This window comes from Caldanaerobius polysaccharolyticus DSM 13641 (assembly GCF_000427425.1).
Lineage (GTDB): Bacteria > Bacillota > Thermoanaerobacteria > Thermoanaerobacterales > Caldanaerobiaceae > Caldanaerobius > Caldanaerobius polysaccharolyticus.
Map to the genome: position 1 here is coordinate 241,921 of NZ_KE386495.1, position 12,170 is coordinate 254,090.

The following is a 12,170-nucleotide window of genomic DNA, read 5'->3' on the forward strand; positions in this document are numbered from 1 at the left end:
TAAACAATGTAAAACAGCCGCATTATCAGCGGCTATTTTACCAGATCCAGTATCGCGTCTTTTATCTTGTTGACTTTCTCCTCCGATTTTTCCTTGCTGCTATCCACAGCGGAAATGTATATCTTTATCTTGGGCTCGGTGCCCGACGGCCTTACCAGTAGGTAGCCACCCCCTTTGAAGTTATACCTGAGCACATTGGACTTAGGTAACCTCAACCTGGCCTGACCTGTCAGGTAATCGTCCCTCCACTCCACCTCATATCCTGCAAAATCCTTTATGTCCATCTCCCTCAGCTTTGACATGATGCCGTTAATCCTCTCCATACCCTCTTTGCCTTCCATCACGATGGACTTGAGGTACTCGGTATAATACCCGTATTTCTTATAGAGCTCCTCCATGACGTCTAACAGCGTCATGCCTTTCATCTTGTAATACAAAGCCATTTCACTGAAAAGCGCTGATGCGATTACCCCGTCTTTATCCCTTACCTGCGTACCTCTTAGATAACCATAGCTTTCCTCAAAGCCGAATACAAACTCTTTACCGGTGCTCTCGTATTCTTTTATCTTCTCTCCGATAAACTTAAAACCTATAAGGGTGTTCTCTACTTCAACGCCAAAATCCTTGGCAATAGGTTCTAGCATATCCGTCGTAGCAATGGTCTTGATGACAACGCCGTTTTTGGGTATCTGCCCTCTCTCCTTCAACTGGCTCAAAATATAGTATGTCAAAAGTATACCCTGTTGATGACCTGTTAGGGCAACGTATTGCCCTTGTCTATCCCTCACTATCACACCTACCCTGTCGCTATCAGGGTCTGTCCCCAGGATTATATCGGCACCTCTCTCCTTGGCCATGCTGAGGGCCAGCTCAAAGGCATCGTGTTCTTCCGGGTTGGGAGACCTGACTGTGGAAAAATCAGGATCCGGCACCTCCTGTTGGGGTACAACCCTTACATCGGTAAAGCCGAGCTCTTTAAGCACCCTGCGCACAGGAACATTGCCCGTACCGTGCAAAGGCGTATAAATTATGCTCAGCTCTCCACCTTTTTCTTTTAAAAGCTGGGGATTTAAAACCTGGGATTTCACCATATCCACGTACTGGTCGTCTATGCTCTTATCCAGGATTACAAACAGGCCCTTTTCTCTGGCCTCTTTTTCTTCCATCACTTTTATTGCCGTTATATCTTTTATCTTTTTAATCCTTTCCATAATCTCATTGACATAAGGGGAAACGGCCTGTCCCCCATCTTCCAGGTAAACCTTGTAGCCGTTGTACTGCGGTGGATTATGGCTCGCCGTAATCACTATCCCGGCCGCCGCCTTTAATTTCCTTACGGCAAAAGACAGCTCAGGCGTGGGCCTCAATCCATCAAATACGTAAGCTTTTATACCGTTGGCGTTAAGCACCCCAGCGCTCTCTAAAGCAAATTCCCTGGAACCGTGCCTTGAATCATGGGCGATAACTACTCCCCTGGCTTTATAGTCCTCCCCTAGTGAAGTTATGTAATCAGCTAACCCCTGGGTGGCTTTCCTGACCGTGTATATATTCATGCGATTGGTTCCAGCGCCGATCTTACCTCTTAGTCCCCCTGTGCCAAATTCCAGCTCCTTGTAAAATCTGTCTTCTATCTCCTTCTCATCTCCGGCGATAGCCCTCAATTCTTTTTTAGTAGCCTCATCAAAATAATCAGAGTTCAACCAGAAATTATATTCATCTTTGTACATCAGCACAACCTCCTTCTACTGGATTTAAAAAACGATCACACCCTACAGCAAGTATTGTAACAACAAAACGGTCAGGATACAAGAGGTGCACCGCTATTGTATTTCTCACTACCTTATTATAGAATAATGGTATAGAATATATTACTAAATACATCGGAAAGGAGCAGTATTATGCCACTTGTAACATCCATAACGCCAAAAGCGCTAGATGAAAGCACTAAAGACGCGCTTAAGTCAGGTATAGGCGAAATAATGAACAGGGTCGCAGGCAAAAGCGAATCATGGCTTATGGTGCGGTTTAGCGAAGACGACACGCTGTACTTCAGAGGTGAAAAAGTACAAGACGGCGCCCTGGTAGACATAAAACTCATCGGCTCCTTAAGCCCCGATCAGAAAAAAGCCTTAGTCAAGGAGATATGCGACCTGTACTCTGAAAAAGCCTCTTTTAAAGGAGAAAACATATACGTCACCATTGAAGAATACCAGGGTTCCAACTGGGGCTGGAACGGCTCAACGTTTTAAAAAAGGGCCTTAAAAGGCCCTTTTTTATTTCCCTATTCGGTTTTTGCCAGTCTCTTGTAATTTTCGTATCTCTCTCTGGCATCTTTCTCTGCCTTTGAGAACAGGTCCTCAGCGATCTCCGGGAACGTCCTGGTAAGCGCCGAATAACGCACTTCACCCATGAGGAAATCCCTGAAGGACGCCGTAGGCTCTTTAGAATCCAGTATAAACGGATTCTTACCCTGCTCTTTCAACAGCGGGTTATACCTGTAGAGGTGCCAGTACCCGGCTTCTACCGCTCTCTTCTGCTCCAGTTGAGCGCAGCCCATGCCTCCCCTTATGCCGTGGTTAATGCACGGAGCATAGGCGATTATCAGCGAGGGCCCGGGATAAGCTTCTGCTTCCACCAGCGCTTTTATGAGCTGGTTCTGGTTGGCCCCCATGGCAACCTGCGCCACGTAAACGTAGCCGTAACTCATAGCCATCATGCCTAGGTCCTTTTTCCTTATCCTCTTACCTGCAGCAGCAAACTGTGCTACAGCAGCTGTTGGAGTCGCCTTTGAGGATTGACCGCCTGTGTTGGAGTATACCTCTGTGTCAAACACAAGTACATTTACGTCTTCTCCTGAAGCCAGCACATGGTCGAGTCCACCAAAACCTATATCATAAGCCCAACCGTCGCCGCCAAAGATCCAGTGAGACTTCTTGACAAGGAATTCCCTGTTGTCGTATATCTCGTGGAGCAAGCTCTTTGCCCTATCGTCCTCAGGCTGGTAATCCTTTAAAACCGAGACCAGCTGCAAAGCCGCCTTCTTTGAACCTTTGCCATCGTACATATTGTCAAGCCATGCCTTGAGGGCGTCTTTGACGCTATCGCTTATGTTGAGTTCAAGGGCTTCCCTCGCCATGTTAGCCAGCCTCTCTCTTATCTGCTTTACGGCAAGGTACATTCCAAAACCGTACTCGGCATTGTCCTCAAACAGCGAATTAGCCCACGCAGGTCCATGACCGTCTTTGTTGGTGGTATAAGGCGTCGATGGTGCGCTGCCACCCCATATAGACGAACAACCTGTGGCATTGGCGATCATCATCCTGTCGCCAAACAGCTGGGTGATCAGCTTAGCATACGGAGTCTCACCGCATCCAGCACAGGCCCCTGAGAACTCCAGAAGTGGTTGCTCAAACTGGCTGCCTTTTACCGTCTCCACATTAGCAGGGTTCTCTTTACGGGACAGGCTCATGGCGTACTCCCAATTGGTTACCTGACCCATTTGGGTTTCAATGGGCTTCATTACCAGGGCTTTTTCCTTCGCCGGGCATACCTGAGCGCAATTGCCGCAGCCCGTGCAATCAAGCACATCTACCTGAATCCTGAAGTTCAACCCTTCAAAACCCCTACCTATAGCTTTCTTTGACGTAAAGCCTGCCGGCGCATTTTTTACCTCTTCTTCATTTAGCAAGAACGGCCTTATGGCAGCATGAGGACAGACATAAGAGCACTGATTGCACTGGATACAGTTGTCCATTATCCACTCAGGCACATCTACAGCTATACCCCTCTTCTCATACTGAGCCGTACCAGGCGGGAACGTACCATCTTCCATTCCCACAAAGGCGCTGACCGGCAATTTATCGCCTTCCTGTCTATTCATAGGCTCCATGATGTTCTTTATAAACGCAGGAACGGGCTTTTCCTCTTTAACTTCATCCTGTGCCTCAGCCCAGCTAGCCGGTACATCCACTTTAATCACAGAGCTTATACCTCTGTCCACTGCCTCGTAGTTCATGTTTACGACTTTTTCGCCTTTTTTGCCATAAGCATCCACAATAGCCTTCTTCATGTACTTTACAGCGTCATCGATGGGTATGATGTTGGCCAGTTTGAAGAAAGCCGCCTGCATTATGGTGTTAATCCTTCCACCTAACCCTATTTCCTTTGCTATATTAACAGCATCGATGATATAAAGATTTATATTGTGCTTTGCTATATACCTCTTCATGGCCGCAGGCAACTTGCTGTCCAGCTCTTGTGGAGACCAGCTGCAGTTTAGGAGGAATGTGCCTCCATCCTTCAAATCAGACACCATGTCGTATTTATCCACATAAGAGGGATTATGGCATGCCACAAAGTCGGCCTTCTTTACCAGATAGGTAGACCTTATAGGCTTTTTGCCAAACCTCAAGTGGGATATAGTAACGCCTCCGGACTTCTTGGAGTCGTAGGCAAAATAACCCTGTGCGTACATATCGGTATGGTCGCCGATTATCTTTATTGAGTTCTTGTTAGCGCCCACCGTACCGTCGGAGCCAAGTCCCCAGAATTTGCAGCTTACGGTACCTTCCGGCACAGTATCTATATCGTCATTGTAAGGCAACGATGTGAGCGTTACATCGTCCACAATGCCTATGGTAAAGTGGTTCTTGGGCTGCTGAGCTTTCAGATTCTCGTACACAGCTATTATCTGTCCTGGCGTCGTGTCCTTGGAGCCAAGACCATAGCGGCCACCTACTATCACAGGCCTATTGGCTTTTTCGTAATAGGCAGCGCACACGTCCTCATACAAGGGCTCACCTAGCGAACCAGGCTCTTTTGTCCTGTCGAGTACGGCTATCTTTTTGACCGTCTCGGGCATAGCCTTTAAGAAATGCTCAACGGAGAACGGCCTGTAAAGATGCACCTTAACTACTCCGACTTTTTCTCCTTTGGACATCAAATAATCCACTGTCTCTTCAATGGTCTCGCACACAGAGCCCATAGCCACTATTACTCTCTCAGCATCCGGTGCGCCATAATAATTAAACAGATGATACTCTCTTCCCGTTATCTTCTTTATCTCTGCCATGTAGCTCTCTACGATTTCAGGTATAGCCATGTAGAACTTATTGGCCGCTTCGCGATTCTGGAAGAATATATCAGGATTCTGCGCAGTACCTCTCGTCACCGGATGTTCTGGATTTAAAGCCCTTTTTCTGAACTCCCTTAACGCGTTATAGTCCACCAACTTTGCGAAATCGTCGTATTCGATGACCTCAATCTTCTGAATCTCATGGGACGTCCTGAATCCATCAAAGAAATGCAGGAACGGAACTCTTCCCTTTATCGCCGATAGGTGAGCGACACCGCCTAAATCCATAACTTCCTGTACACTTCCCGAAGCTAAAAGGGCAAAACCCGTCTGGCGGCACGCCATCACGTCAGAATGATCGCCAAAAATGGACAGGGCATGAGTCGCCACAGCACGAGCGCTTACGTGAAAGACGCCTGGCAATAACTCTCCTGCAATTTTGTACATATTAGGTATCATGAGCAGCAATCCCTGAGATGCTGTAAAGGTTGTAGTCAAAGCCCCGCCTTGAAGCGATCCGTGTACCGCTCCTGCGGCACCCGCTTCTGACTGCATCTCTACTACTCTTACCGGCTGACCGAATATATTCTTCCTCCCATGGGCACTCCACTCGTCTACGTATTCAGCCATCGGAGATGAAGGAGTGATAGGATAGATGGTGGCCACTTCAGTAAAGGCATATGCCACATGGGCAGCTGCCTGGTTGCCATCCATCGTCTTCATAACCTTTGCCATATTTTCTCCCCTTCCCTTATAATAAGCTAAGCATTTAAGAAATCACAACAACCCGACAAAATAAACCGCTGATTAAATGCCTGCATATTGTATGCAAAATAATAATTCTACAACCGAATATATTATAGCACAAATGCATAAAAAAGTGAATTAATTCACAAAAACTTTTTCACTACCCAGGTATTTAGACAGTTGATCGCACACAAAACCCCTCATGATTTCATAGCTCTTGTAAGTGACCACGCCATCCTTTTTTGCCATAGGATAGCAAAAAACAGCAGGTTTGCGCCTTTTATTAAACCTCTTAGCCTGTACCTCGCTCATGCGAAATATCCCTGCATTTACATCTCTTATGCCATGCAGAGGTATGGCATTAAATACTTTTTCAAAAAAATTAGAATAGACCTCCTCAAAGTTGTCTATCATCATTATAGGTTCAAAGGATAGTCTCACTTTCAGTCCACCTGCTATGGCCTTCCGGATATTTTCTATCCTTATATCCAGAGAGGGAGTAAGTCTTTCGTATCGGTCTATTACCTCATCTGGCGACAGCGTCCAAGCCAGTACCACGTTTTGCGGTATATTCATGTCAGAAATAGAGCTGTAACAGCCGCTTTTCGTCTTTATCTCCACCAACAAATTTTCATTAGATCCGGCATACTGTATCCATCGCGTGGCAAGTCCTGTTAATCGTTCAAGGGCCAAAAGATCCGAATCATAGGAAATAGACAGGTATATAAATTTATCTCGCGTAAGCGAGGAAACCGCGTGGAAAAAATCCTCTACGTTGACAAAGACCACGATGTTTGAAGATGGGTACACGCCCTGCAAATAACAATAATCGCAATCGTAAATGCAATTGAGCACACTGGACGAGTAGTAAAAATTTTCATAACCGAAATCCTCGCAGAGGGTAGAACCTCTGTACACCATATCTCCCCTCTTTTTGGCCAGTATGAGCTTCTGAGACTTCTTCTGAGCTTCAAAATCCTGAGAAGCCTTGTTAAACACGTCTTTGTAGTTTTTAACCGTAATCACCCTTGCTTTAGGCAATTTTTGCAATATATCGCTGGATACCGGATATCCTATCGCGTCCTCTTCCACGTAAACATGGGAAAATCTGCTAAAAAGATCCAAGCCTTGCGAGCAATGAGTGAAACACTCTTTTTCTTTCATCTTTGGTCATCACCTTTAAATTCGCGTATTCTCGCAAAAAATCTATATCATTGCCTGTTCTGGATTTGTACCCCATACAGGCTTTAAGAAGCTGCGCTTTCTGACTTTCGGTCAAGCGAATATTTAAAGCTATATCTTCTATGGTCTGAATTTCATCGCTACTGAGAATCGGCTTAACGATAGATGTATCTTTTAAACGCGATAAAAATACCGCAATATCCGCCATTTTTTCGCCAACCAGTGACTCTACAAATTTCTCATCTGAGATGCCGTCGAGCTTACCCGCAGCGATTTTTATAAGCCACACTCTGTGAACATCTGCATATCTGGACGCCGCCATAAAAAAACCGCTGCTCTCCATATCCCACAGCTCTTCTGACAACTGGCTGTCTCTCAAAGGATGTGAAGAAGCCTCTATTGAGGCTTCTTCAAAAGGATGCTTTAACAAGATATCCGGGTAAAAATCCCTCAAGGTATCGTGATCCCTGATTTTATTTACAATATAAATAGTCCCCCTATCGCTGCACAAAGATCCACATACCCCTATGTTGACGATATAATCCGCCTCTTGCACCGGATTTGTCGCCAACATGTGTGCTACCCCTATAGCGCTATTCGCATTACCTGTGCCCGTAATTACCAGCTTAATATCATCATTGCTAAATATCTGAAACCTATTCTCGCTCATATCCCTTTTTAACCTGTAATGCTTTATCAAAGGCTTCGCTCCGGCATGTAAAGCTGTAGATATATAAAGCATCCAAAAGCCCCCTGGATTATCTATTCTCATCAATTATACCATAGGTCATAAACCATAGAAAATTATTAACCTTAAATTTGTTTGCGCTTTATTTAACCTATTTTCATATATTATATTGAAAAAAATCTAATTGTCAAAAGGCAGGGAATATTATGGAAATATACAATTTGCCCATAATACCCCTTATAGTAGGCGTTGTTGAAGTCCTCAAACGACTGGGCTTACCAGAAAAATGGTCCGCCTTAGCCTCCGCAATTATTGGCATTATAATAGGGATATTTTATATCGCCCCAGGAGACATATTAAAAGGAATTTTAGAAGGATTAGCTATTGGATTAGCAGCAACAGGGCTATACAGCGGTACAAAAAATACCATAGAAATTTTCAGAAGCAATAAGGCAGGAGGTAAGTAATTGTTAACCTCCTGCCTACATCGCGGTATCAAAATACGACTGTATCAGTTTATTATTCCTTTATCAATCAACAACCTATACAATACAGTAATCGCCTGCTCCCTCGTAGCATAACTTTGAGGAGCAATAATACTCCCCGACCCTTTAATTATACCTACTTTATATGCGTACATTATATCTTTTTTAGCCCAACTTGATATTTTATTACCATCTTTAAATGCTATATTTGGTACATTATCATAATCTTCATCAGGATACAGAAGTTTTAACATTCTCACAATTGTCACAACCATCTGTTCCCTCGTAACTGGTTCACAGGCCCCAAATCTATTGTTATCGTAACCATTCATTATTCCAAGGTAACTGACTTTTATTATATAATCTTTATACATTTCATCATAATTATCATAATATGGATAATATGCAAGGCCTACAGGTATTTCTATAAAGCTTTCTTTTATCTTTTCGTATGTTTTTACAATAAGCATAGCAAGTTCTTCCCGATTTATATAATTTTGATAATCATCCATAAAAAGAGGTTCAGCTAAGTTATACAAATTAAAAGCATCAACTGCTTTTTTAGCCCAAGGACTTGGTGTGCTGCTATGTATTTTTACAAAGTCACTTGTTATATCATATGTATCACCACTTAAATCTCTTAAATAAATCTTAAAGGGCTTATACTCATTATCTTGCAATTTATATATAGTACTTAATATAGCAATGGTATCTGCATGAGCTACACCGCAAAACCTTTGTTCTGCATTTATTTCCATTTTTCCATCATTATCTATATCTTTTACCAAATAATTATACACTGGATCTAGCCATGTATCAATTTGAGACAAATACTGATAATCTTTGTAATTGTCTGGATTAAGCTGTATTTCATAAGTCTTATCCATTACAGGATTATAAATACTGACTTTAAAACCGCCTACGTAATTTACCTCAAAATTATATTTATCATAGTCCATCAAATTATTCTCATTAAATATTATCTTAGGCGATAATTTAGAAATGTCGTATATTCTTAAATCCGTAGCACCTGAACTTCCCCCAGAGCATAAGTAAACGATAAGATCACTTCTGCCATCGCCATTTACATCATTTAAATCAAAATCTACGTCTACGTACCCACCTTCTTTAATCGTAAAACCCTTTACTTTAATTTCCCATCCGCTTGGGAAAAAATCATTGGGATTATCAATTACTTCATACAACTTTACTCCGTCATGGGCTTTTACTAGTTTTTTTTGTACAGCATATGCGGTATTAACAGGAAGAAATGTAAGCAATAATAATGCAGAAATAAAAAGACAAATAATATAGTTTTTCCTATTACACATATGAAAGAAAACCTCCTAACACTATGTGCTTACTCCACCATACTGTCAATTTGTACTTTTACATTAGCTGCTTTACTATAATCACCACTGCTCATAGCCGTAAACGTCTTTGTCGACCCTGCATCCAAATCATTTACTGCTCCAGCAGCGGTTCCAAGAAGTTTGCCATTTCCATCGTAAAAGCCTACCACTAATGTAAATGAGTGTTTTACGCTATCTCCATTTTTTACTTCACCATCTACCTGGGTGACACCCATTTGTCCTTTAACAACAATGTTTGAGAATTCAATTTTAGGTCTTGTATACGATTTAACCGACTGCACCATGGTATCGACTTCTACTTTATAGCTAGCAGCTTTGCTATAATCCTCCGTAGCCATAGCGGTAAAAATCTTAGTATCGCCAGGCGCAAGTTCATTTACGGCTCCCACGGCTGTTCCCAAAAGTTTTTTGCTTGCGTCATAAAAACTTACCTTTAGTGTAAAACTATGCATTTCATTATCGTTATTTTTAGCCTCACCATTTACAGTTGTTACACCACCCTCTGTATGCAACACCACATTTGAAAATGTTATCAACTCTTTAGGCTTAACTGTGTCCTTCCCCGTTTTAGCATCAGAGGAAGCTATGTTACCTGTGGTAACCCTCGCTGATTGATCAGATGCACCACACCCCTCAAAAGCAGCTATGATAGCTATGACAATTACCATGGCGACAATCCAAAATCGCCAATTTTTAAGTCTCATAAAACATACCTCCTTAAATTGTATTATCCACTGCTTTTCTATCCTGTACCTACCCAAATTATAACACCGCGCCATGTCAGGATATTGTCTGTTGCCCAAAACTTTTGAGGGGTTCCGGATCAGGTAAAAAAACGAAGGTACTATATCCCTCTATTCAAGTCCTGCACCTTTTATAGCAGATAAAGCATTATCTGTATAACGTTTAAAAACCCCTTTACGCACTTTCTTGTCAGGAGGTTGCCACCGGGATTTTCTCTCTGCTAAAACCTTTTCAATCTCTTCATTTGAACAAACTTTCCCAGAAATACCCACTATATTTAATTTCCTGTTTGGTATATCTAATTCGATAATGTCATCATCTTCAACCAAAGCTATAGGTCCCCCCACAAAAGCCTCTGGGGATACGTGCCCAACACAAGGTCCTCTGGTAGCACCTGAAAAACGTCCATCTGTGATCAACACCGTTGACCCATTTAGCTTCTCATCGTAGACTATAGCTTCGGTCGTCATAAGCATTTCCGGCATTCCAGAACCCCGTGGACCTTCGTAACGAATTATTAGAACACAGCCAGGTTCTATCTTTCCTTCCACAATCGCTCTATAGCAATCCTCTTCGCAGTCAAAAACTCGAGCTTTCCCTATATGATGCATCATTTTTTCTTCCACAGCCGAGTACTTTATTACAGCACCTTCTGGTGCTAAGTTACCTTTTAGTATTGCTATAGAACCTTTTTCTCTAGCTTTTTCAACCGGCATTATCGCGTCATCCCTTGTAAGCCCGTAATTGCGCAAGTACCCTTCAACCCTTTCAAAAAATCCATCTTCTTCAAGGTCTTTCAGGTTTTGTCTTAACGTCTTGCCGGTTACCGTAAGCACATCTAGATCAAGATAGTCTCTCAATAGCCATTGCACCATAGGTACTCCACCAGCAAACCAAAACGCCTCTGTAGGATACTTGCCACTAGGATAGATATTTCCTATATGAGGGATATACCTGTTTATCTTATCAAAAATTTCCAGATCCAAATCAAAATTCATTTCCCTGGCTATCGAGGGTAAATGCAACAGCGCATTGGTAGAACCGCCAATAGCTGCATGAACCTTTATGGCATTATAAAAAGCCTCTGGTGTCAGGATATCTTGGACTTTAATGTTATTTTTAACCAAATCCATTATTTGCCTTCCTGCTTTCCTTGCCATGGCTATAATATCCCTCATTGTAGCCGGCACCAAAGCACTCCCAGGTAAAGCTAACCCCAGGGCTTCAGCTAAACACTGCATAGTACTAGCTGTCCCTAAAAACTGACATGCTCCTGGCGAGGGGCACCCTGTCAACTTATAATCGCGCACTTCTTTTGAAGTTATGCTACCTTCCCTTTTTTCTCTAAGAGATATATCACCTGCTTTAATTGAAGTAGACATATCAGGCCCGGGTCGCATACTACCACCTGGTATAAAAATTGTTGGCAGATTTAGTCGGGCTGCCACCTTAAGATGTGCAGGAATAGACTTATCGCAGGATGAAATTAAAATAAGACCATCCCAAGGAACAAACGACGCATGGATCTCCACCATATCCGCAATAATTTCCCTAGAAATCAACACGTAATTCATACCGTCGTGTCCTTGGGCACAGCCATCGCATATATCTGTTACATGGAAATTAGCTGGCCTACCACCTTTTTCGTATACACCAATACTGGCTTGATGAGCAAGATTCGCGAGGTGTACACTACCTGGGTGGCTATCGCCAAAAACATCCTCAATCAATATCTGTGGTTTCTTCAAATCCTCTTCTTCCCAGTCCATACCCAATTGCAAGCAGTCAAACTGAGCCCATAGCTTACGGGCGTACGAACTGACTGGATGATTAGTAGAACTGTACATATGTGCCTCTCCCTTCTCTTTTACCTAAAA

9 protein-coding genes are annotated in these 12,170 nt (G+C 43.0%); 2 read left to right on the forward strand and 7 right to left on the reverse strand.

What is annotated here, in order from left to right; translation table 11 throughout:
• Positions 1–32: 32 nt before the first annotated feature.
• Complete coding sequence (locus CALPO_RS0107505) at positions 33–1,727, reverse strand: phospho-sugar mutase (protein ID WP_035172468.1); 1,695 nt, start codon at positions 1,725–1,727, stop codon at positions 33–35.
• Between the two features lie 171 nt (positions 1,728–1,898).
• On the opposite strand from CALPO_RS0107505, the gene CALPO_RS0107510 reads away from it, so the two are divergent.
• Positions 1,899–2,249, forward strand: coding sequence for a phenylpyruvate tautomerase MIF-related protein (locus tag CALPO_RS0107510; protein WP_026486761.1), 351 nt, complete (start codon positions 1,899–1,901; stop codon positions 2,247–2,249).
• Between the two features lie 32 nt (positions 2,250–2,281).
• On the opposite strand, the gene nifJ is transcribed toward CALPO_RS0107510, so the two are convergent.
• The 3 genes from nifJ to CALPO_RS0107525 all read right to left on the reverse strand — a co-directional run bounded on the left by nifJ (position 2,282) and on the right by CALPO_RS0107525 (position 7,745).
• Entirely contained in the window at positions 2,282–5,809 is a 3,528-nt protein-coding gene (gene nifJ / locus CALPO_RS0107515) for a pyruvate:ferredoxin (flavodoxin) oxidoreductase (protein WP_026486762.1), read from the reverse strand.
• 150 nt (positions 5,810–5,959) lie between these two features.
• A complete protein-coding gene (locus CALPO_RS0107520) occupies positions 5,960–6,985 on the reverse strand; it encodes an SPL family radical SAM protein (RefSeq protein ID WP_051585916.1) in 1,026 nt (341 codons plus the stop codon).
• Positions 6,933–7,745 (reverse strand): 5'-methylthioadenosine/S-adenosylhomocysteine nucleosidase family protein, encoded by an 813-nt coding sequence (locus tag CALPO_RS0107525; protein ID WP_026486764.1) that lies wholly within the window; start codon positions 7,743–7,745, stop codon positions 6,933–6,935. Before CALPO_RS0107525 ends, CALPO_RS0107520 begins: the two co-directional genes overlap by 53 nt.
• 152 nt (positions 7,746–7,897) lie before the next feature.
• Between CALPO_RS0107525 and CALPO_RS0107530 the strand changes: the two genes are divergently transcribed.
• Positions 7,898–8,158: a hypothetical protein gene (locus CALPO_RS0107530; protein ID WP_026486765.1), complete on the forward strand. Its 261-nt coding sequence runs from the start codon at positions 7,898–7,900 to the stop codon at positions 8,156–8,158.
• A gap of 44 nt (positions 8,159–8,202) precedes the next feature.
• On the opposite strand, the gene CALPO_RS0107535 is transcribed toward CALPO_RS0107530, so the two are convergent.
• From CALPO_RS0107535 to ilvD, 3 genes are all read right to left on the reverse strand, one after another.
• On the reverse strand, positions 8,203–9,507 hold the full coding sequence (locus CALPO_RS0107535) for an S-layer homology domain-containing protein (protein WP_026486766.1): 1,305 nt from the start codon (positions 9,505–9,507) through the stop codon (positions 8,203–8,205).
• Between the two features lie 29 nt (positions 9,508–9,536).
• Positions 9,537–10,253, reverse strand: a complete 717-nt coding sequence (locus CALPO_RS0107540) for an FxLYD domain-containing protein (RefSeq protein ID WP_026486767.1) — start codon at positions 10,251–10,253, stop codon at positions 9,537–9,539.
• A 150-nt stretch (positions 10,254–10,403) separates the two neighbouring features.
• Complete coding sequence (ilvD, locus tag CALPO_RS0107545; RefSeq protein WP_026486768.1) at positions 10,404–12,140, reverse strand: dihydroxy-acid dehydratase; 1,737 nt, start codon at positions 12,138–12,140, stop codon at positions 10,404–10,406.
• Positions 12,141–12,170 lie beyond the last annotated feature (30 nt).